This is a genomic window from Candidatus Thermoplasmatota archaeon (genome assembly GCA_029907305.1).
In the GTDB taxonomy this organism is placed as follows: domain Archaea; phylum Thermoplasmatota; class E2; order DHVEG-1; family DHVEG-1; genus JARYMC01.
Window position 1 is genome coordinate 1 of the sequence record JARYMC010000006.1, and the last position, 20,794, is coordinate 20,794.

At 35.9% G+C, this 20,794-nt stretch carries 23 protein-coding genes and 2 tRNA genes; 11 read left to right on the top strand and 14 right to left on the bottom strand.

Annotation, left to right across the window (positions count from 1 at the left end; genetic code table 11):
• The 3 genes from QHH19_00850 to gcvPB all read left to right on the top strand — a co-directional run.
• Nucleotides 1-356 (top strand): transposase family protein (locus tag QHH19_00850; protein ID MDH7516888.1); only part of this gene is annotated, 356 nt, incomplete at its 5' end.
• A 155-nt stretch (nt 357-511) separates the two neighbouring features.
• Nucleotides 512-1,861 (top strand): aminomethyl-transferring glycine dehydrogenase subunit GcvPA, encoded by a 1,350-nt coding sequence (gcvPA, locus tag QHH19_00855; GenBank protein MDH7516889.1) that lies wholly within the window; start codon nt 512-514, stop codon nt 1,859-1,861.
• Nucleotides 1,854-3,302, top strand: a complete 1,449-nt coding sequence (gene gcvPB, locus QHH19_00860; GenBank protein MDH7516890.1) for an aminomethyl-transferring glycine dehydrogenase subunit GcvPB — start codon at nt 1,854-1,856, stop codon at nt 3,300-3,302. The genes gcvPA and gcvPB overlap by 8 nt, the downstream gene beginning before the upstream one ends.
• A 2-nt stretch (nt 3,303-3,304) precedes the next feature.
• On the opposite strand, the gene QHH19_00865 is transcribed toward gcvPB, so the two are convergent.
• The 9 genes from QHH19_00865 to QHH19_00905 all read right to left on the bottom strand — a co-directional run bounded on the left by QHH19_00865 (nt 3,305) and on the right by QHH19_00905 (nt 9,156).
• A complete protein-coding gene (locus QHH19_00865; GenBank protein ID MDH7516891.1) occupies nt 3,305-3,517 on the bottom strand; it encodes a hypothetical protein in 213 nt (70 codons plus the stop codon).
• Nucleotides 3,518-3,553: 36 nt separating this feature from the next.
• Nucleotides 3,554-3,692: transfer RNA gene (locus QHH19_00870), tRNA-Trp, on the bottom strand.
• A gap of 193 nt (nt 3,693-3,885) precedes the next feature.
• The gene (locus QHH19_00875; protein ID MDH7516892.1) at nt 3,886-4,134 is read right to left on the bottom strand and encodes a hypothetical protein; all 249 of its coding nucleotides are present in this window, start codon (nt 4,132-4,134) and stop codon (nt 3,886-3,888) included.
• A gap of 105 nt (nt 4,135-4,239) precedes the next feature.
• A complete protein-coding gene (locus QHH19_00880; GenBank protein MDH7516893.1) occupies nt 4,240-7,410 on the bottom strand; it encodes a PAS domain S-box protein in 3,171 nt (1,056 codons plus the stop codon).
• Nucleotides 7,411-7,568: 158 nt separating this feature from the next.
• Nucleotides 7,569-7,643: transfer RNA gene (locus QHH19_00885), tRNA-Arg, on the bottom strand.
• Nucleotides 7,644-7,736: 93 nt separating this feature from the next.
• Nucleotides 7,737-7,958: a DNA-directed RNA polymerase subunit N gene (locus QHH19_00890; protein MDH7516894.1), complete on the bottom strand. Its 222-nt coding sequence runs from the start codon at nt 7,956-7,958 to the stop codon at nt 7,737-7,739.
• Between the two features lie 9 nt (nt 7,959-7,967).
• Nucleotides 7,968-8,372, bottom strand: a complete 405-nt coding sequence (locus QHH19_00895; protein MDH7516895.1) for a 30S ribosomal protein S9 — start codon at nt 8,370-8,372, stop codon at nt 7,968-7,970.
• Complete coding sequence (locus tag QHH19_00900) at nt 8,372-8,785, bottom strand: 50S ribosomal protein L13 (protein ID MDH7516896.1); 414 nt, start codon at nt 8,783-8,785, stop codon at nt 8,372-8,374. The genes QHH19_00895 and QHH19_00900 overlap by 1 nt, the downstream gene beginning before the upstream one ends.
• Nucleotides 8,786-8,790: 5 nt before the next feature.
• Complete coding sequence (locus QHH19_00905) at nt 8,791-9,156, bottom strand: 50S ribosomal protein L18e (protein ID MDH7516897.1); 366 nt, start codon at nt 9,154-9,156, stop codon at nt 8,791-8,793.
• Nucleotides 9,157-9,258: 102 nt separating this feature from the next.
• Here QHH19_00905 and QHH19_00910 point away from each other — a divergent pair, with 102 nt between their 5' ends.
• From QHH19_00910 to QHH19_00925, 4 genes are all read left to right on the top strand, one after another.
• Nucleotides 9,259-9,765 (top strand): TIGR00725 family protein, encoded by a 507-nt coding sequence (locus QHH19_00910; GenBank protein ID MDH7516898.1) that lies wholly within the window; start codon nt 9,259-9,261, stop codon nt 9,763-9,765.
• A 106-nt stretch (nt 9,766-9,871) separates the two neighbouring features.
• The gene (locus tag QHH19_00915) at nt 9,872-10,261 is read left to right on the top strand and encodes a hypothetical protein (protein ID MDH7516899.1); all 390 of its coding nucleotides are present in this window, start codon (nt 9,872-9,874) and stop codon (nt 10,259-10,261) included.
• A 338-nt stretch (nt 10,262-10,599) separates the two neighbouring features.
• On the top strand, nt 10,600-11,085 hold the full coding sequence (locus QHH19_00920; GenBank protein MDH7516900.1) for a glycosyltransferase: 486 nt from the start codon (nt 10,600-10,602) through the stop codon (nt 11,083-11,085).
• 191 nt (nt 11,086-11,276) lie between these two features.
• Complete coding sequence (locus QHH19_00925) at nt 11,277-11,717, top strand: flavodoxin domain-containing protein (GenBank protein MDH7516901.1); 441 nt, start codon at nt 11,277-11,279, stop codon at nt 11,715-11,717.
• A gap of 8 nt (nt 11,718-11,725) precedes the next feature.
• Here QHH19_00925 and QHH19_00930 read toward each other — a convergent pair whose 3' ends face one another.
• Both QHH19_00930 and QHH19_00935 read right to left on the bottom strand, forming a co-directional pair.
• Nucleotides 11,726-12,193, bottom strand: a complete 468-nt coding sequence (locus tag QHH19_00930) for an isoprenylcysteine carboxylmethyltransferase family protein (protein MDH7516902.1) — start codon at nt 12,191-12,193, stop codon at nt 11,726-11,728.
• A gap of 15 nt (nt 12,194-12,208) precedes the next feature.
• Nucleotides 12,209-12,967, bottom strand: coding sequence for an ATPase domain-containing protein (locus tag QHH19_00935; protein MDH7516903.1), 759 nt, complete (start codon nt 12,965-12,967; stop codon nt 12,209-12,211).
• A 188-nt stretch (nt 12,968-13,155) separates the two neighbouring features.
• On the opposite strand from QHH19_00935, the gene QHH19_00940 reads away from it, so the two are divergent.
• Nucleotides 13,156-13,383, top strand: coding sequence for a hypothetical protein (locus QHH19_00940; GenBank protein MDH7516904.1), 228 nt, complete (start codon nt 13,156-13,158; stop codon nt 13,381-13,383).
• Nucleotides 13,384-13,395: 12 nt separating this feature from the next.
• Here QHH19_00940 and QHH19_00945 read toward each other — a convergent pair whose 3' ends face one another.
• Nucleotides 13,396-14,169, bottom strand: coding sequence for an ATPase domain-containing protein (locus QHH19_00945; GenBank protein ID MDH7516905.1), 774 nt, complete (start codon nt 14,167-14,169; stop codon nt 13,396-13,398).
• 156 nt (nt 14,170-14,325) lie between these two features.
• Nucleotides 14,326-15,150: a hypothetical protein gene (locus tag QHH19_00950; GenBank protein ID MDH7516906.1), complete on the bottom strand. Its 825-nt coding sequence runs from the start codon at nt 15,148-15,150 to the stop codon at nt 14,326-14,328.
• A 145-nt stretch (nt 15,151-15,295) separates the two neighbouring features.
• Between QHH19_00950 and QHH19_00955 the strand changes: the two genes are divergently transcribed.
• The gene (locus tag QHH19_00955; GenBank protein ID MDH7516907.1) at nt 15,296-16,561 is read left to right on the top strand and encodes a 3-isopropylmalate dehydratase large subunit; all 1,266 of its coding nucleotides are present in this window, start codon (nt 15,296-15,298) and stop codon (nt 16,559-16,561) included.
• Nucleotides 16,562-17,047: a 3-isopropylmalate dehydratase gene (locus QHH19_00960; GenBank protein MDH7516908.1), complete on the top strand. Its 486-nt coding sequence runs from the start codon at nt 16,562-16,564 to the stop codon at nt 17,045-17,047.
• 13 nt (nt 17,048-17,060) lie between these two features.
• On the opposite strand, the gene QHH19_00965 is transcribed toward QHH19_00960, so the two are convergent.
• Nucleotides 17,061-17,567: a gamma carbonic anhydrase family protein gene (locus QHH19_00965; protein ID MDH7516909.1), complete on the bottom strand. Its 507-nt coding sequence runs from the start codon at nt 17,565-17,567 to the stop codon at nt 17,061-17,063.
• 182 nt (nt 17,568-17,749) lie between these two features.
• Between QHH19_00965 and QHH19_00970 the strand changes: the two genes are divergently transcribed.
• Nucleotides 17,750-20,794 carry a CARDB domain-containing protein gene (locus tag QHH19_00970; protein MDH7516910.1) on the top strand — a complete coding sequence of 1,015 codons (3,045 nt, stop codon included), beginning with the start codon at nt 17,750-17,752 and terminating at the stop codon, nt 20,792-20,794.

A 20,794-nucleotide genomic window follows, 5' to 3' on the forward strand; every position in this document is an offset into this window, starting at 1 on the left:
CCAGACACCGAAAAGGAAAACAACATGATTATGACATGTTCAAGAAAAATGGACCACCGCCTCTGCCACCAGAGGTTGAACTCGGTGTTGACCTTGGCTACCTCGGTATCAAAAAAGATTACCCTGAGTTGAACGTGAATATCCCTGTGAAAAAACCAAAGAAAAAAGAGCTCACCAAACAGGAGAAACGATACAACAAAAAACAAAGGAAAGCACGGGTGATCGTGGAACACACCATCGCCAGGATGAAAAAATTCCGCATCATGGCTGAAGAATTTCGAAACAGCCTCACACGATACGACCGTATGACGTCTATCGTCTGTGGATTAGTGAATTTCACCGTACAATCAGAGTAAAAATAGCTAGTTGGGGGAGGCTAGAAGAGAACAGTTGTTCCAGTTTTATAATTATGCAAAAGGTCTATTTATTAAACAAAATCAAATTTATTCACAAAATCTAGTTTATAATAAGTTTCTTTAATATAATATTGTTACCGTCATGGGGGATTCCTATGAACTTCATCCCGAACTCAGCAATAAAAAATAATATGCTTAAAGAAACAGGGTTAAAAGACATCGAAGAACTATTCTTAGATATACCAAAACAAATACAGATTAAAAAATTGAATCTCCAAAAGGGTTTATCCCAGCAAGAAACAGAACAAAAACTTAGAGAGATATCAAACAAAAACAGACCAACAAACAACATGCCAAGTTTTCTAGGGGGAGGAATAAAACCACACTATATACCACCAGCTGTTAAATCAATAATATCTCGAGCAGAGTTTTACACTGCTTACACTCCATACCAACCTGAGGCGTCACAGGGTTTCCTGCAAGCCATGTTTGAATACCAGAGCATAATCGCAGAAATAACAGGCATGGATATCTCCAATGCATCATTGTACGATGGTGCTACTGCTCTAGGTGAAGCATCACTTATGTGTTCACGAATAAACCAGAAAAAAACATTTGTTATACCTCAAAACATTTCTTGGGAGAAAAAATCTGTTCTAAAAAACTATACAAAAGGCTCTGGTATAAGAATAAAAGAAATATCTTATGATGATGAAACAGGTAAAATTAATTTAGAGGAACTAAAACAAAGTGTTGATAATGATACTACTGGGGTTTATGTTGAGAATCCAAATTTTTTTGGTGTTTTTGAGGATGGTGTTGAAGAAATCAGTGAAATTGTAAAAGATCCGGGTTCTCTCTTTGTTGTTGGGGTTGATCCTGTATCGCTTGGAATTGTAAAAAGCCCTGGTGAGTATGGTGCAGATATTGTGATTGGTGAGGGAAGATCTTTTGGTAATACTATGGATTTTGGTGGTTCAAGTCTTGGTATTTTTGCTTGTAGAAACGAGTTTTTACGTCAGATGCCTGGTCGTATAATTGGTATGACTAAAGATTTGGATGGTAGACGAGCTTTTTGTATGACTCTTCAGACGAGGGAGCAGCATATAAGGCGTGGTAAAGCTACTAGTAACATTTGTACAAACGAGGGTTTATGTGCTCTTACGGCGGTGGTATATCTTGCGTGGCTTGGTGGCAATGGCTTAGAGGAGCTTAGTAGAGTTAATTTTGAGAGAGGACAAAAATTAGTAAAACTAATAAGTTCTATTGATGGTTTTGAAAAAAGGTTTATGGGCATTCATTTTAATGAGTTTGTAATTAAATCAAAAACAGATACAAATAAAGTTAACAAAGAATTATTGAAAAAAGATGTACAGGGTGGTTTATCGCTTGGTAGATGGTATCCAGAGCTAAGGGATTGTATGCTTTTTGGTGTCTCTGAAATGCACACAGACAAAGACATAGAAAAACTTGTTTCTGCACTAGAAGAGGTGTCACATGTATAGGTCGGCTGTTTATGATGAACCATTGTTAAACGAGCTTGAGTCATACAAAAAAGTATGCAGAGATAAACAAAACAATATTTTGCCAACTTCTATTCAGCGAAAAGAAAAAATCTGTATACCTGACCTAGATGAAACTCAGGTTGTAAGACATTTCCTTCACCTCAGTCAGATGAACTATGGTATAGATTCCGGTATTTACCCTCTTGGTTCATGCACCATGAAATACAACCCAAAGATATGCGAAGAAATAAGTAGATGGGATAACTTTGCAAACACACATCCATACCAGGATCCTTCGACAATACAAGGAAATCTACAAATAATGTATGAACTAGAAAAAATGTTGTGTGAAATATCTGGCATGGATTATTTTACACTTCAACCAGCAGCAGGTGCACATGGTGAATTCTTGGGAATGCTGATAACTAGGGCGTATCACGAATTCAACAAAGACAACCAACGATATGAGGTTATACTCCCAGATACTTCACATGGTACAAACCCAGCGAGTGCTACAATGGCTGGCTACAGATTAATAGAAATACCATCCACCAAAGAGGGAACAGTTGACCTAGAAATACTAGAGAGAACCCTCTCAGAAAAAACCGCTTGTTTTATGCTGACAAACCCAAACACACTAGGCATATTCGAATCAGACATACTTGAGATATCTAAACTAGTACACAAAGCAGGTGCACTACTATACTATGATGGTGCTAACATGAACGCTATAATGGGAAAGGCAAGACCCGGTGACATGGGTTTTGATATCGTACATCTAAACCTTCATAAAACATTTGCGACACCGCATGGTGGAGGTGGACCAGGTAGTGGACCAGTAGGCGTCAAAGAGAAACTAGAAAAATTCTTACCGATACCGAGAGTAATAAGAGACAAAAAAGGTAACTATGATTTTGACTACAACTACCCATATTCAATTGGTAAAATAAAAGGATTCTATGGCAATTTCTCTGTTTTACTAAAAGCATATGTTTACCTAACAATGATGGGGGGAGACGGACTGAGAGAAGCATCAGAAATAGCTGTACTAAACTCGAACTATATGAAAAAGAAACTAGTTGAATCAAAAAAATATGAGATGCCATACAAACAGCTAAGGAAACACGAGTTTGTGTTAAGCTGCGAGAAACTAAAACAAGAAAAAAACATTAGAGCATTAGACGTAGCAAAACGTCTTCTTGACTATGGTTTGCATCCTCCAACAATATATTTCCCACTTATAGTGAAAGAAGCACTTATGATAGAACCAACAGAATCAGAACCGAAAAACGAGTTAGACAAATACATAGATGCTTTAATCAAGATCGCTGATGAAAAACCGGATGTTGTTAAAAACGCACCAAATAACACATCAGTTAGACGCATTGATGATGTTGGTGCAACAAAAAACCCTGTGCTAACCTGGAAGATGAGTAGGTAGCTTCATTCTTGTTGTCCCTCTGTTTTTTCATAGAGAGTAAGTAAAATACCAATTATGCCGCCCAATATAAACACTATAGAAAAAGCATAAGGTCCTATGTCATACCATACATTAAAAGTTATACCCCAGTATATATAGAAACTGACACCTGCTATCAAAGCTAATAAAGAAACTAGGGTGAACACATTAAAGTTTCTTATGTTGAATTTTATCATATTTTATTCCACCTTTTATACATTATTTACAGTCAATGGGAGCACTGGGATTTGAACCCAGATCGACGGGTCTCTTCTAGGTCATCGCTCCAGTTATTCATCACAAAGTCAGATGACCCTCTTTTAATCACACCTAACTGGAGCCCGTAATGATGCCGGGTTACACCATGCTCCCATCAGAGATAAGCCTACTTCTTTCTAGCTCGCTTCTTGCGTCTCATACGTTTCTTCCGCCATTTCCATCGCATCTTATGGCGTTTTTTCCATGCACGTGAACCGCGTTTCATCTTGTTTTACCTCTGATTTAATTAGCTTGCCCTAAACGGGTACGTATATTTAATAATTTAGGAAAATTATTTTCTAAAAAACTACTCAGTAGTTTCTTCATCCATCCAGATGTATCTGCATCTTGTGCAATACCAGCCAACCGAGGCCCAATACTGCTTACCATACTTTGGATTTACGTGTCTATATAGTCTAACGAAACCCATGCTGCATTTAGGACATTTTTCGTTAAAAGAATCCTTATACTTTTTATCAGCAATCTTGTATATAAGTGTGTCAGAGACAACCTTGTAAGTGTAACCACATTTTGTGCAATGCCATGCTATAGGCAACCATCTCCTCTTTCCCTCTATACTCTTATTTTGATAAAGTTTTACTGCCTTTGATCCACATTCAGGACATTTTTTCCTTATAACTATTCACCACCACAAATACAATTATAGATCATTAACTCTTTTTATACATGGGATTCTTACTATAAATTTACTACCCTCACCAAGCTTGCTCTCAGCCCATATCCTACCATTATGTTTACTGATTATTTCTTTGCATATAAACAAACCCAGACCAACACCCTCGTTTTTACGGTCAGGACCAGTGTATGCCTGATAAAACTTGTTGAATATCTTATGTAACTCATCCTCTGATATACCTATACCTGTGTCCTCCACATAGATTTTAACATGATCCTTATCCTCCTCAGCACCAAGAGTTATAGACCCATTGTCTGTAAACTTAACTGCGTTAGCCAATAGATTCTTGAAAACCTGCGACAGGCGATTCCTATCACCCATTATGCTAGGTAGATCCTTTGGTATTTTAACTATAAAATCAAGATGCTTGCTAGTAACAGCAAGCTTCATATCTTCAGCGATTTCCTTTAGTAACTCACCTGTATCAAGTTTTTCCATCTCAAATCTCATCGTGTCGCTATCAAGCCTCGAGACATCTAAGATGTCACTAACAAGTTTCAACAGACGCTCAGAGTTCCTCAAGCTGATCCTAGCCCAGTTCTTTACCCGCTCGCTAGCCTCTTTATCCTGTATTATGAGATCAAGATAACCCTTTATTGGTGTAACAGGTGACTTGAGTTCATGAGCCGCGATGTTCATAAACTCTGTTTTAAGCCGCTCAGATTTTTTCAACTCATCCTCAATTCTCTTCCGCTCAGTTATATCCCTAATAGTAGCGACAACACCAGCAAACTTATCATTCTTCTTCAAAGGAGCAATATTAACCTCAATAGGAATACTACTACCCTCTGCGTTAATGAGCTCCAGTTCTATATTCTCAATCTTTTTATTTTCTTTTCTAATATCAATAAAAGCCTGCTGGAAAACATAAATTGAATCATTTGATAAATAATCCCTAAACGACGTAGCAAGAATCTGACTTTTACGCCTACCACACATCCTCTCAAAAGACGGGTTAACATAAGTCAGACGACCAAGAGAATCGATAGTTAAAACACCATCAGCAGATGTCTCAGCAAGAACCCTATACCTCTCCTCCAACCTAACCAACTCATCCCAAGCTCTCTGACGCTGAGTAACATCCTTACCCTTAACTAGAATACCCTTAATATCCCCTTCCTCAGTTGATATAACATCATTAGAAAACAAAAACCTATAAATCACACCACCCTTAGTAAAAAGATCACACTCATAATCATTGATTTTCTCACCACGAATAACCCCTTGAATCGCTTCACGATGCCTCTTAATATCATCTGGTGAAAAAATACCTTCAATATCATAAAACGATTTACCAACAACCTTCTCCTTACTTAAACCCAAGAAATTCAAAGCCACCTTATTAATATCCAAAATTTTTCCATTAACATCAAGATACAACAAAATATCACCAGATGCATCAAAAATCTCCCTAAACTTTTTCTCAGACTCAACAAGCTCTTTCTCGATTTTCTCTCTCTCACGTTTCTCACGTAAATCCCTCAAAATAAGAAGATCACCAAGAATTTTGTTATCCTCAATTAAAGGATTTGCATTTATCTCAACAGGAATAACTTCTCCGTTCTTTGCAACTAACTCAACCTCAAACGGCTTAGTTTTTTCGTTACTCATATGCTTTTTAAAATTCTCAAGAATCTTAGTAACATCACATTCTTTTATAATCCCTGATTTAACAAAATTATTACCAACAAGATTCTTTTTGGTATAACCTAACAATTTTGTAACACACTGATTAATATCAGAAACAAAACCTTTTTTATCAAGTATAACAATTGGATAAATAGAAGTATCAAATAAGTTCCTATATCTCTTCTCCGACCTCCTGATCTCGTCATCAGCCCTCTTTAGATCAGTGATATCCCTAGAAATCCCCATCGTACCAATGACTTTCCCGTTCTCATCAAAACGTGGTATTTTTGTAACAGAAACCCAACGTTCAACACCATCCACATCCCTAATTTTTTCAATTTTATTTATAATTGGTTTACCCGTCTCAATTATTTTATAATCATCTTCATCGATACTTCTAGCAACTTTATCACTCAAGAAATCAAAATCTGTTTTACCAATCATATCCTCTGTTTTAACATTAGAATGCATAGCCTTCGCTTTGTTAACCTTTATAAACCTGTTCTTTTTATCCTTGAAATAAATAGAGTCAGGGATATTGTCTAAAAGGGATTGTAACAGGTTATGTTCATAAGCCAAAGCCCTCTCAATTTTTTTCTGCTCGGTTATATCCTTAATTACGCCGATTGAACCAACAATTCTGCCATTGTAATCCTTTAAAACACTAAGTGAGATATCTACATCAATCAACTCATTATTCTTTTTATACATCTTTGTTTCAAGATGATGTTGCATACCTTTTTGCCTAACATTCTCAGCACGAATCTTTTTCCACTCCTCAGGTGGATAAAGTAAAAAAACAGGCTTCAAATATAGATCCTCATAGCTCATATCAAGAAGTTTTTCTGTGTACTTGTTCCATGATATAATACGCTCTTTATCATCAGTTAAAGTGATTGCTACAGCAGAGTTGTCAAAAATCGTCCTATACTTCTCCTCAGACTCAGCTAGTTCTCTCTGGATTTTCTTTTGCTCTGTTATATCCTTTATGATACCAACAGAACCAACTATTTTGCCCTCAGCCCCCTTGAGGGTACACAACGATATCTCAACATAGATGTAACCATAGCCTTTTTTTATCATCCTTGTTTCCATCTTGTACTTTATCCCTTTTTTCCTGACATCCTCTGCTCTTATCCTCTGCCACTCCTCAGGTGGATAAAGCGAGCTAACAGGCCTCATAAACAAATCAGCCTCATCCATATTCAGCAGCTCTTCAGTATACTTGTTCCATGAAACAATACGCTCTTTATCATCAGCTAGAGTTATAGCAATGGCATAGTTTTCAAAAATCGTCTTATATTTTTCTTCTGGAGTACCAAGCTCAAGATCTTTCTTGGCTTTTTTTTCTTTGTAACCAGATATAAAAATTGTTTTCTCAGCTTCCAAGTTTTGTGATTCTTGTAATGTTGTGAACGCTGAAAACCTGTTGTTCATATGACTGCAAATCTTGCCTAGTTTTTCTTCTTCTCTAAGCTCCTTAACTATATCGGGTTCATCTCTCATAAAGAATAGAACCCCCTAAAAGAAATGATTATCGGAAAACTATTATTAGATAAACTATAGGCTATTTTGCATCCCATCTTCATACCCAATGTCAAATAATGAAATACATTTTTACTATATTAAACCTATTTTTGTTAAAAAATAACAAAAAAATAAAGCGGACGTGGCGGGATTCGAACCCGCGACTACCGACTTAGAAGGCCGGTGCCATATCCTGTCTAGGCCACACGCCCAACTCCATTAAACCAAAATAAACATAAAAACTGTAATGGATAAAAATTGATAAAACTATGGGAAAAAAACTAAAGATGTTTTTTACTATGTTTCTACTCGTAAGGCGCGGCATCCTGAAGTAAATCAACATGTGTAAGAATCATGCGTCTACAACAGTATCTATCCAAACCAAGATCATCAAGGATCTGCTTAGGCGTTTCTTTAGGTTTTTCACCAGCCTTAATAGCCTTGTCATACGCCTCTTTTCTAACCTTGTATTGCTCGTAAAGCTCACCAATTACTTTTCCACATGTGAAACATCTAACAGGTATTATCACAACACATCACCTATATGATTTCTGTCTTTTCTTTCTCGCACCACGACCAAGTTGTTTTTTAGCCTCTTTTCTTCTGGGATCGCTAACAAGCAGATCCCTACCATAATCTAAAAAGGCAAGCTTCAAATTTGGGTCACCAGTGTACTCAACTAAGCCCCGGGCTATGGCGGTACGAACAGCGCTAGCCTGTCCCATAAAACCGCCGCCACTCACATCAACATCAATATCAACTTTGTCAATATAATTCTCAGCTGCTTTAATAGCCTCCATTATCTTAAAACGAGCTATATTAGGCTCATACAACTCAAGTGGTTTCTTGTTAATTCTAATTAAACCAGTTCCCTTCTGGATAGTTGCTCTAGCAACCGCGGTTTTTCTTTTACCAGATGAGTTAACAACCTTCTTCACCATCAATAATTCGCTCCCAATGATCTTGAAATCTCATCAACAGTCATATAATCAACGAGCTGTTTTTTAGCTGTTTCAATAACCTCAAATTTTTTTCCCTCAAACTCCTTTGGGACACCAACATAACATTTCAGCCTTTTAAAAGCTAACCTGCCCTTTGGAGTTTGGTAAGGGATCATGCCTCTAATTGTACGTTTAACGATCTTATCAGGCATACGTGGATAAAAAGGTCCCTTACGATAAGTACCCAGTTCTCTCTTATGAGTATAAATCTCTTTAAGAGACGTTTTTTTACCTGATACAACCGCTTTCTCAGAGTTCACAACAACAATCTCTTCACCATTGAGTAAACGCTTCGCAACACTGGTACTTAAACGCCCGAGTGTAGCACCATTGGCATCAATAATCGTAACCATAAAAATCATCCCAGTATCCTTATGTTCTCCCCTTTAGGGTTAGATTTCATCAATTCCTCTATAAGCATGTGTTTACCACCTGCTTTTTTAATCTTCTCCTGTGATCTCCCGGAAAAAGACCAGGCAGCAACAGAAACCTTTTTACTTAAATTACCCGAAGATAACACCTTACCTGGAACAAGGGCGGTCTCCCCCTCACGAACATATTTATTTATTCTATCAAGGTTAACTTCTGGCCAGTTTCTAAGAGGCTTTTCAAGTCTCAAAGCTATATCCTTCCAAATAGCAGCATCATTCTCAGATGAGTTTTTCTTCAGATCCTGTATCAAAGCTAATAATCTAGGATTTGTCTTCTTTGTTTTTCTAGCCATAATCAGATTCCTCAAGACATGCGGATTGTAGTGAAAAGAGATGTTATTTATAAGATTTGTGGGGGAAATCATTAAAAACGAATTGTAAATAAGACCCACAATATGAAAAAACTTATAGCAGTATGTGGAAGCGACGCCGATGACCGAACTTTATCAGATTATGCGTTAGAGGTAGCAGAAAAAGTTGGTAGATTGATTGCACAAAAAGGCGGTGTCCTTGCATGTGGTGGTAGAGGCGGTGTAATGAGAGCAGCATGCAAAGGAGCGAAAGAGGAAAACGGTATCACAGTTGGGATAATGCCAAATTCAAAATATGAGGCAAACGAGTTTATAGATATAGCAATACAAACCAACCTTGGGAACATACGTAATATCCTAGTTGCAGGATCTGCAGATGCCGTAATCGCAATAGGGGGTAGATGGGGCACCCTAAGTGAAATATCATTTGCTATGATACTAAGCAAACCTCTTGTCCTGATAAAGGGCACAGGTGGATGTGTTGATAAAATAATAGATGGTCTTATAATGCAGGACATAGAATCTAAATATTATGTTGCAAACTCATCTGAGGAGGCAGTAGAAAAAGCATTTGAAATTATAAATAGTTGAACAACTATATTTTTAAGATTGCTATGAACAGTTTATTATCTAAAGAAAAAAAAAACCGCTTGTTGGGTTTTTTCCTGGTTTTCATAGCCTGGGAGAAACATATCCTTTGATAAAAATTGCAAAATTTTATATCGAACTTGGTGGCGAAATTATTATTTTTAGTCACGGCGGTGAATATGAATATTTAGCAAAAGATTTAGGATGTGAAATAGTTAGAATAGAGCCAATTGGATTTGATGGTAAATGGCCAAATGAATACTTTTTGCAACATAGTGACAATGATATAATACAAATCATTAAAAATGAGGTATCGTCTTATAATGCTACTGGAATAAAGTTATTAGTAAATACAAATATTTTTTTGGTTGTCTCATTTCATCTAGGATCGCAAGAATACCGCTTGTGTCTATTATCTCTGGTACATTATTACCATCATATTATAAAGCTGGTCTCGCAACTTTTGACGATTCTATCGAAAATTATTTCACACTTTTAATACCGAACTATATTAAAAACCGACTTACTAACTGGCTAGTTTTAAATTACAGAGGCCAGGTAATAAAAAAAACTTGATCGAATAGCTAAGAAACTAGACATCGATATATGTTTCAAACGTAACATAGATTGGGTATGTGGAGATTATACGTTTGTCTGTGATGACATTGAATTTTTAGGTGTAAAACCAACAAAGGATTTTCCTGTAGAAAACTATGTAGGAGCAATATTGCCTGATGATAGATATATTACTAAGGGAAATCAGTTGGATTCTGACATTGAAAAGCATCTTAGAAGACCAAGTAGACACATTCTTCTCACCATGGGGAGTTCCTCTAAATGGAAAGAAATTTTTTTTTAAAAATTTTAAAAATTTTAAATGAAACAGAATACAATGTTATAGCTACATATACCACAATATTGAATGAAAATGATCTGCCGAATTTAAACGAAAATATCCTCCTCAAAAAATTTATTCCAGATATAACCTCTTTAAGCAAGAGAACTGATTTGGCTATTATACATGGGGGTCATGGTACTGTTTATACGGCTGCTTACTCAGGCAAACCCATTATTGGTATTCCATTGCATATTGAACAACAATATAATTTGGATTGTTTGGTTCGTCATGCATCTGCTATAAGATTATCTAAAACATTTTTTAAAGAGAAAAATTTATTGAATGCTATTGAAAAAATTTTTAGCAGCTATGATACTTATCTGCATAACGCGCAAATATTGTCCCAGAGGCTACCTAAACCTGAAGGTGATAAAAATGCTGCGAAGAGAATCATCGAGATATTGAATCAATATAGATACAGCTAAAATTAAGGATTCCAGGCGCGAGCTCTATGACATTTATGTAATAGATGAATCATCTGAACATTTGTTGTTAAAATGCCATTATTATTTTTCTTCCCATTTTGGAGAAACTGCACAATTTTATTGCGTGCAAGGGGTCGCTAAAAAAATAGATTATATAAATATGAAATTTGTTTATGGTTGTAAGATTAAGCATGAAAGTGTTTATAGTATATGATTCAAAATATGGGAATGGTAAGAAATGTGTTGAATACCTTCAGGGTGTTATTAGCAAAAAAGGGCATGATGTAAAAGCCTTTTCTGTGCATGGGATTCCTCCGAAATCTCTTACAGAAGCTGATTTATATATTTTCAGTTCACCAACTCATATGAAGGGACCAACTTGGAAGATGAAGAGGTTCCTAAAGAAGTTAGACATCAGCCAAACTGGTGGTAGATATTCTTTGATGACTACACATATGGCTCCAGAGATTGATATCAACACAATTCAAGTTATGGAAGATATATTAGAATCTAAAGGATTCAAAAAAGTTTCAGGTGATCTTAGAATTAAGGTGACTGGTATAAAGGGGCCACTTGAGAGTGGTTACGAGAAAAAAATTGATGATTTTGTTAACACCCTCTTTAAAAACTAAAAACAAGTTTAGAAGATTCTTGGTATAATTCTCCATGGTACTTTTTTCATGTATTCTTTGTATTCTTCACCGTATTGTTTTATTAGTAGTTTTTCTTCGTCAATTATGCTCCAGATCATTATTGGTATTGCAACTATTGCGATTGCGAGTGCGAACGTTGAATAGAAAAATAATGCTAATCCAAAACCGATGATTAGTAACGATGTGTAGTGTGGATGTCTTATGTAACGGAAAATCCCTTCAGTAACTAGTTGTCCATGGTATGTTTTATGCCAGAATAACTCCCATTTAAAATAAACAAATGCCCCTAGTAAAAAAATGATTATGCCTAATGTGATACTCAGATTTTTATCTACTGGTATTTCCCAGACACTGTATAAAGCTGTTAGCGGCCCGGTTAATATTATTAGTATGAGTGGGGCGTAGTGAACAATAAAAAGCGCTCTTAGTTCTTTTGGTGGTTTATAGTTTAACATCTTCCTCGGTTTTTTCTATAATAGTTTTATGCCGCCGTAGTCTATTATTATGTCTTGTGGTTTTAGTGTGTGTCTTGTGTTTCTCATTTTCATTACTGCTAGTTTACGTCTGTCCATAGTTGGGTCTAGGCTTAGTACTATTACACCGTCTGCTAGAAACTCTGATATCCCATCTCTTGATAGAAGTTGTGAATTGGCTGGTAGCTCTGATGTTACTACAGAGGTTGAATCCACTGACTCTAATGCACCTATTATGTAACGTAGGTGTAGTCTTCTGATAGGTAGGTTGGTTTCAGATGGGAACTCATCTGGTGTTATTATGCTAATGTCGCTTCGTTGTTCTTCATTTTTTATGTACATAGGCATTTCTGAGAGTGGTGTTATGGAGTCTAATACAATTCTTTTGTATCCACCAGATAGGATTTCGTTTGTCATGGTTTCGTAAACAAGTTTTTTGCTTATATTCAAAAACAGGAATTTTGCTAGTTTTTTTTCTATAGCTGGTTGAAAGTCGAAGCCTATCTGTCTTGCCTGTGTTAGTATACCCTCTATTTTTTTGTCTAATGTTAGGAAAAGGCATTTTTCTTCGTTTTTTATCCCCTCATTTATGAACTGGAAACAGAATATGCTTTTGCCACTTCCAGGTGGTCCAGATACCAATGTAATTGATCCTTTTGGTAAGCCTCCACCAAGAAGATTATCTAGTCCTTGTATACCAGTTTTGAGTCTTTCTAAACCAGATGACCTCTCTTCTAGTTTTTGCATATTCACCATCCAAAATAGGGTATGTAAATTCCAATATATGTATATTGTCGTATTCTTTTCAGTTAGTTGTTTTTCTTTTTGTTTTTTTTGTTAATAGGAGAGAATTGTATAGAAATATTTATATATAGAATAAAATAAAATAATAATTAGGAAATAAAAATTGGGTTGATAGAACAAGCCAAGATCAGGTGGTCATAATGATCAAGAAAAACACACGCATCTGGATATGGCTACAAGACAACAAAGTACTCAAAGCAGTACTAAATGTAGACGAAGGAACTATGAGCATATATGATGAAAATGACAACCTGATACTTAGAAGAACAGGACTAACCGTAAATAAAGTAAAAGAAATAGAAATAAATCTAGTTAGATACGGTGCAAAAAGATTAAGCGAACACCAAGAACCATTCAAATTCCTATAAAAATATTTTTCTTTAAACTATTGAAACGTGTTTATCTGGAAAAACTTTAATACCATGGTCGGTAATTTCCATAGAAACAATATTTTTTTGATGCCCACTATAACGCATTTTTAAAACCTCGATAGCACCCTCACGTGTATCCTTCTTCTGAATATTATACAAAACTATTATACCATCAGCCAAAAACTCTTCTATGCCAGTATCGCTATACTTTGTTGGAATCTGCTCAGTTTCAGTAATTAAAAACGATGTGGCACCTGTTTCCTCAAAAAAATTAAACAACTGCTGCAAATACACGCGGTAATTTTTTTCTTTACTCACAGAAGCAGAAATAATAGCTGTTAAAGAATCAACGGCTATAACCTCAGGCTGAAAATCCTTAGGGATAACCAACGGTTTAATCTTATAAGAAATCTCAGTTGCGGAACCAGAGCCACCAGCTGAACCAAACTTCATACGAAGTATATCAAGTGGGTTAATTTTTTGAATCAAAAAATTACCATTTTCAATAAACTTTCTAACATCCCAACCAAAATTAATCATACTGCGCTCTATACGCTCAGCACTTTCCTCAAAACTCACGTACATACATTTTCTACCTTTAGAGATGAGATTATAGCAAATCTGTCTGCACAATGTACTTTTACCTGTACCAGTCCCACCAGCCACTAGAACAGAATTACCCTTTGGTATACCACCTGCTGAAAACAGGTTGTCGAGTCCGCTAATACCTGTTTTGAGCACATCAGATTTTTTAGTCGAATCTGTATCTTTTACTTTTTCCATTTCGAGCCGCTCTTATCACAACACCATACTAGTTTTTTCTTAAAATATTATTCTATATCTACATCTCACCCTATTATTTGTCGTATTAGCTATATACTATAATAAATAAAAAAACTTTCCTAATAAATAATTAGCAGAACTATAATTATCGCGGTTTTATTTAATCCACCCAGGGCTTATCTGGGCGTAAATGTATATCTCTGTATAATATAGATAGATACTCTTGCTCTTTGGGGTTATCTTCACGTAGTTAGATCCTTTTTCATAATTCACATTGTTCCCAAGAAAACCATGCAATGATTCATACCAAGCATTTGGATAATCTGTAGTAATATTCATGTTATTGTTAATTTTTATACCCGAGCTAAGACCACTTACCGAATGCGAATAATTCGTACGAATAAAACAACTTCCATATCCACTGGTCGAGTTTTTACCAGAAATACCGATAATCTTTGGAACAGTGATATTTATTTTAATACTACTCGTCTCATTTTTTACAATAATTGTTGGATCAACCCGCATAACCGAGTCACCATCTGGCTGTTTAACAATTATACCCCCACCTTCAAGCGCATAAATCTGATCGATGAAATATGAATTAAAAGCTTCATATCTAATAGAAGTCAACGTGAGTATGGATGCAAAGTCAACCTTTATATTGCCAACGTTATCAAGTATCCTAAGTTCACCAAGGGCTCTCGCCGTTACAAAATACGGAAGCTCTCTACTACCAAGTGTGATTGGAGATGATATCGGAACATCTTTTTTTTCTATTGATTGAAGATCTATGATGGCTTTTAAAAATGAGAACTGGTTTGCGACTTCATCCATATGTTCTGCTTCTCTTTGGGTCATAACCTCTGGTATATAATAAAATTGTATTACAGATAGTATCACTGCAACAAGACCTACAAGAAGAAGTGCTTCTATTACACCAGCAACTGCATAATTTTGTTTGGTAAATTTCTTGTTTTTCATCTCTCCTTCCACAAAAAAACAATATAATGTACTATAACTTATATTTTTTCTCGTTTTTTTCTGAATAAGTTTAAAGAGGGTAATTTGATTTCTATCTTAAAACCTAGATGATTCAATAAATTATTCTTACGTGAGGTGTACTTGTATGGTTGCGACGTTTGCAGAAAAAATACTTGCTAAATATGCTAAAGAGAAAAAAGTAGTACCAGGTCAGATTGTCACAGTTAAACCTGATTATCTTCTGATGCATGACAACGCTGCTCCAATCATCAAAAAAATACAGACGGATATTGAGGAGTATGGTATTGTCAATCCGCGATTCCCTGTGATTGTCCTTGATCATGTTATCCCAGCGTCTGATGAAAAAACAGCTGCAAATCATAAAATCATTAGAGAGTTTGTTAAAAAATACAAGATAAAAAATTTTTTTGATGTGGGTACTGGCGTATGTCATCAAGTCATGATTGAAAAAGGGCTGGCTTTGCCTGGTAAGCTCATCTTGGGGAGTGATTCTCATACTTGTTCATATGGAGCAATTGGTGCGTTTTCTTCAGGAATTGATCGCACTGAGGCGGCAGCATTGCTGCTGACTGGTGAAACATGGCTTAAGGTTCCGCAGAGTATAAAAATTTGTTTAAAAGGATTTTTGAAGCCCGGGGTTTATGCAAAAGATGTTATACTTAAAATCATACGTGATATATCTGCTTCTGGTGCTGATTATTGTTCTGTTGAATTTTGTGGTGACATAAAACAATTTTCTGTTGATGAACGTTTCACCATTGCGAATATGGGTGTTGAGATGGGAGCAAAAAATACGTTTTTCCCAGTTGATGATGTAGCAACAAAATACCTAAGTTCTATAGGTGTTTCCAAATCAGAATATACCAAGGTTGATCCAGATAAAGATGCGTATTATATAAAGGAATTAAATTATGATCTCGCGGATATTCCTCCTGTTGTTGCGTTACCGCATAGTGTAGATAATGTCAAGAGTGTTACTGAAGTTGAAGGAATAGAGATACATCAGTGTCTTATTGGTACTTGTACAAATGGTAGACTCTCTGATTTTAGGATTGCAGCCAGTATTTTGAAAGGAAAGAAGATTCATCCCGATGTACGACTTTTGATACTCCCTTCATCCAGACAAATATATCTAGATGCATTAAAAGAAAACTTAGTTGATACACTTATTCAAGCTGGAGGTTTACTTCTCCCACCAGGTTGCGGTCCATGTCTTGGTGCTCATCAGGGAGTATTAGCACCTGGTGAACGTTGTCTGAGTACATCAAATAGAAACTTCAAAGGACGCATGGGTTGTAAAGACGCTGAGATTTATCTTGCAAGTCCAGCGACTGTTGCTGTTTCAGCTATCTATGGTAAAATTACAGATCCTAGAAAGGAGGTGCGTTAAATGAAAATTTGGAGATATGGGGATAACGTGAACACGGATATGCTTTTTCCAGGAAAATACACATACACATGTAGTACACCAGAAGAAATAAAACCTCATCTTCTTGAGGACCTTGACCCCTTGTTTGCTAAAAACGTAAGGGAAGGTGATATTATTTTTGCTGGTAAAAATTTTGGATGCGGTAGTTCAAGGGAACAGCCAACAGTTGGACTAAAAGCAGTTGGTATATCTGCTATTGTTGCAGAAAGTTTCGCTCGTATATTTTATCGTTCATCTATTAACCAGGGTTTGCTTCTCATTGAATGCCCTGATGCTGTGAAGGCTTATCGTGAAGGGGATTCAGTGGTTCTTGATGTTGAAAACGGGAGAATCATTGTTGGTGGTAAACCTTTTTCTTTCCCAAAACTTCCAAAAGAGATACTAGCGATACGTGACGCAGGAGGTTTACTTGCTTATACTCGTGCTAAACTTAAAAATAAAAAATGATTGTTCTCTTTGTTTATCTTTTGTTATAAACCAGGTGCTTTCCTTGCATATGTTCTTTTGCTAGTTTCTGGTAAATCTCTGCGTTAGAACGTGCCATCTCAGCAAATTTTTTGTCTTGCTTAATTATTTTACCAGGGATACCTAACACTAAACTGTTTTCAGGAACTTTCATATCTGTTGTGACAAGTGCGTTAGCACCAATAATAGTGCCTCTCCCAATTTCTGCTCCATTCAGCACAGTCGCGTTTATACCTATGATACAATCGTCGCCGATAGTTGCTCCGTGGATGACTGCACCATGTCCAAGTGAAACATTTTTTCCTATCCTGACACTATGTTCTCTGTCGCAGTGTATAACACAACAATCTTGGATGTTTGACCCATCATCTATTTTAATAGAGTTTTCGTCACCGCGTATTACAGCATTTGGGAATATACCACAGTTTTTACCGATTTTTACGTTACCTATAATAACAGCGGTTTTTGCAACAAAACTTGATTTGTGTATATCTGGTTTCATATATATCGTGCCCGTGTTTCTGTTAACTGTGATTTTGTTTTATAATTTATGCTGTTACTTGTGTATATTATATAACATTTAATTATTTTAAAAATAAATAGAAACCTTGAAATACAACGTAATAAATATAAATTATGAATTTGTGAGTCTGGGGTTTAGTAGTAAGAGGAAGAGGGTTTGATATGTCAGAGTATCTTAGAAACTATAAAAGAAAAATTTGTGTGATACTTCTAGTATTTTTATTATCATTTAACTTCTTTAATACTTCTTCTCTAGTTACTGCTGATTCTAAACCAGATCTTGTTATAAAAAGCGTGTCTTGTCCTCTGACAGTCCAAGAAGGGGATGCTGTAAAAATTGTTGTTAAAATCAGAAACAAGGGCACAAAAAATATCTCTGCAGACACATCCATAGAAGTTGGTTTATACATTGATGGTACATTAACCTTGAATAGTACATCAAAGGGATTGGCTGTAGGTGCCTCTCGTTTTGTTAATTTTAGTTGGAATGCCAGTTTAGGTAGTGAAACCCAAAGATTGCTTAGAGTAATAGTTGACTATCAAAATAAGATAGATGAGAGTAACGAAAATAACAATGTGTGGGACAAGTTCATAAATGTTGTTGAAAGAAACACTGATCTGAAAATAATTAATGTTAGTATTCCTAACACTTTGAGTGTAAATAAAACCGCTGATATTTATGCGACTGTAAGAAACAATGGTAAACAAACAGACAAAACAATCTACGCGACATTGAGCACAAACAAGGAGGGTGAGATTAAAACATTATCCAAAGATGGTGGTTTGGACAAAGACGCTACGTATGTTTTTCATTTTACATGGACTCCTAAACGTTTTGGAAGCCAAACATTAAGTATAAAGATTAGACATGATGGTGTGATACATGATGAATATAAAAAAGATGTGTCTATAGACGTTGGTTTTCTGGCTTGGTGGAATAGTAGCTGGCATTACAGATATTTTGTTATAGTAAAAGGTAGTGGTAATGTTTCAGTTGCTCTTAACTTTACACAGTTTATAAAAACCTTGGATATTCATCCGCAGGAGTTTGAAAACGATACCATTAGAATTGTTAGGTATAACTCTGATGGGAGCATTCCTTCAGATCCTGAGGTAAAAACTTTTAAGTTTAATGAAACCACAGGTTTTAACAAAGAATATAATGCGAATGGTACACTTTTATGGAAAACAACAACGACTTCTGACGAAAAATATTATTGTATCTATTTCGATGTTAAAAGTAACCCTGGTGTTAGAACTGTTTTGAATGAAACAGATAGTATTGTACCATCTGGTAATGCTGTTTTGAGTTATTCTAGTTCCATCGGCGGATGGTGGGCTGATATTATCCAACCTGCTGATGGTAGCTACACTGTTATCTCTAACCCGATAAACATTAATGTTACCACTATGGCAGAGGCTGATAACGTTACCGCATATATTTTCTTGACTGCTAATGAGACCCCTAATTTCACACTTTATCTAAACAATGTTGGTAATAATGTTAGTTGGAGCTCCAACGATTTTTCTTTTGATTTAGAGGGCAACTGGACTATCAGGGTTACAAGCAAGGATAAGGCAGGTTTTACATCTGTCACAGAGAACGAGTTTTATGTTGGCAAACCAGATCTGAAGGTTACTGATATTATTCTTTCTACAGACTGGTCAGCTACCTCGCCTAAGGTTTATAAAAATGATACTGTGTCTATTGTCGCTCGTGTTTTCAGCTATAATGCTACTGTTTATAATGTTAATGTTTCACTTTCTATATATGACATAGATAACCAGCTATTTGTTTATTCAAATGATTCAAATGGTCTCACCATGTTGAAGAATAAATATAATAACGTGAGTTTCACTTGGAAAGCTAACAAAACTGGTAGATACAATGTTACGATAAAGGTGGATCCTGATAATAATATAGACGAGTCAAACGAGTTGAATAATGATTTTACAAAATACATGATTGTTTATGGTTTACCTGATCTAGCGGTTGTTAGCGTAGATCTGCCAACAGATTCTTTTAAGGAGGGTGACCGAGTGGAGATAAATGCTGTTGTATCTAATATGGGTGAGGGAGCGGCTATTGACTACACAGTTGGTTTATATCTTGAACCCGCGTCTAGTGGTAGTATGAGTTACTCTAACCTTGTATCAACATCCCTGGTTAGTGTTTCTGTTAATGAGAATAAAAAAGTTAGTTTGATTTGGGGTTACGCTGAGCCAGGTGAATGGATAGTTGGTGTAAAAATCATCATGAACAGTACAAAGAGGGATACAAACATAGTTAATAACCAGATGCCAGCTACCTCGACTTTGAAAATCGGTTCCATAGAGAGAAAACCACCTGTTATATCAGATGTTGTTGTTTCACCAGCTTCTCAGGAGCAGGGTGGTTTCGTTACAATAACAGCTAGGATAACTGATGATACTGGTTTGAAATCTGTTTCTATTGATATAAAAAACCCCGAGAACAAAACCTATACAAACAGTATGGTTAGAACAAGTGGTGACATATATAGTTATGTGTTCGGTGAAACACTTGTTGTCGGCACCTACAAGTTTATAATTCAGGTGGTGGATATATCAATATACTCGAACAAGGTGAACAGATCAGGTAGTTTTGTTATAACTAAAGATAATACTTCCCCTGTTATATCTTATTTTGGTTCAGAGCCATTCATACAAAAACCAGGTGAATATGTTAGTATAATATGTATAGCGACAGACAATATTGGTATAGAAAAAGTTGAGGTAACCATTGTTCATCCAGATGGTGGTAAAGAAAATAAAACAATGAAATATCTTGTTGATGGTAAATATTCTTACAAAAAAGTTTTCAACGAGATAGGTAGATATAGATTCAAGATAGAGGTTGAAGACCAGGCTGGAAACAAAGTTACGACAGAAAACAAGGTGTTTTGGGTAAGCACAAATATTGATGACAGAGACAACGATGGTATGCCTGATTGGTGGGAGGAAAAATACGGTTTTGACCCAGAGAACCAGTTTGATGCGGAAAACGATAAAGATGGTGATGGTTACACTAACCTTAAGGAATACCAGATTGGTACAAACCCTGTTAAGAATATTTTCATGGAAAACGCTGCATATAGAATCAAAGAAGGTGGTTTTTATCTGTTTGCTGTTGTAATATTATTCGTGTTTGCGGTCTTGCTATCTATTTATGGTAGAAGGAGGCTATAA

What these genes read in the sequence shown, in the direction of transcription:
- QHH19_00900 (MDH7516896.1), bottom strand. Translation starts at nt 8,785, where the DNA reads ATGGTTACGATTATTGATGCCAATGGTGCTACACTCGGGCGTTTAAGT.
- QHH19_00935 (MDH7516903.1), bottom strand. Translation starts at nt 12,967, where the DNA reads ATGGTGAATATGCAAAAACTAGAAGAGAGGTCATCTGGTTTAGAAAGA.
- gcvPA (MDH7516889.1), top strand. Translation starts at nt 512, where the DNA reads ATGAACTTCATCCCGAACTCAGCAATAAAAAATAATATGCTTAAAGAA.
- QHH19_00925 (MDH7516901.1), top strand. Translation starts at nt 11,277, where the DNA reads ATGAAAGTGTTTATAGTATATGATTCAAAATATGGGAATGGTAAGAAA.
- QHH19_00930 (MDH7516902.1), bottom strand. Translation starts at nt 12,193, where the DNA reads ATGTTAAACTATAAACCACCAAAAGAACTAAGAGCGCTTTTTATTGTT.
- QHH19_00865 (MDH7516891.1), bottom strand. Translation starts at nt 3,517, where the DNA reads ATGATAAAATTCAACATAAGAAACTTTAATGTGTTCACCCTAGTTTCT.
- QHH19_00880 (MDH7516893.1), bottom strand. Translation starts at nt 7,410, where the DNA reads ATGAGAGATGAACCCGATATAGTTAAGGAGCTTAGAGAAGAAGAAAAA.
- QHH19_00920 (MDH7516900.1), top strand. Translation starts at nt 10,600, where the DNA reads ATGGAAAGAAATTTTTTTTTAAAAATTTTAAAAATTTTAAATGAAACA.
- QHH19_00965 (MDH7516909.1), bottom strand. Translation starts at nt 17,567, where the DNA reads ATGAAACCAGATATACACAAATCAAGTTTTGTTGCAAAAACCGCTGTT.
- QHH19_00950 (MDH7516906.1), bottom strand. Translation starts at nt 15,150, where the DNA reads ATGAAAAACAAGAAATTTACCAAACAAAATTATGCAGTTGCTGGTGTA.
- QHH19_00895 (MDH7516895.1), bottom strand. Translation starts at nt 8,372, where the DNA reads ATGGTGAAGAAGGTTGTTAACTCATCTGGTAAAAGAAAAACCGCGGTT.
- QHH19_00905 (MDH7516897.1), bottom strand. Translation starts at nt 9,156, where the DNA reads ATGGCTAGAAAAACAAAGAAGACAAATCCTAGATTATTAGCTTTGATA.
- QHH19_00910 (MDH7516898.1), top strand. Translation starts at nt 9,259, where the DNA reads ATGAAAAAACTTATAGCAGTATGTGGAAGCGACGCCGATGACCGAACT.
- gcvPB (MDH7516890.1), top strand. Translation starts at nt 1,854, where the DNA reads ATGTATAGGTCGGCTGTTTATGATGAACCATTGTTAAACGAGCTTGAG.
- QHH19_00945 (MDH7516905.1), bottom strand. Translation starts at nt 14,169, where the DNA reads ATGGAAAAAGTAAAAGATACAGATTCGACTAAAAAATCTGATGTGCTC.
- QHH19_00940 (MDH7516904.1), top strand. Translation starts at nt 13,156, where the DNA reads ATGATCAAGAAAAACACACGCATCTGGATATGGCTACAAGACAACAAA.
- QHH19_00970 (MDH7516910.1), top strand. Translation starts at nt 17,750, where the DNA reads ATGTCAGAGTATCTTAGAAACTATAAAAGAAAAATTTGTGTGATACTT.
- QHH19_00960 (MDH7516908.1), top strand. Translation starts at nt 16,562, where the DNA reads ATGAAAATTTGGAGATATGGGGATAACGTGAACACGGATATGCTTTTT.
- QHH19_00955 (MDH7516907.1), top strand. Translation starts at nt 15,296, where the DNA reads ATGGTTGCGACGTTTGCAGAAAAAATACTTGCTAAATATGCTAAAGAG.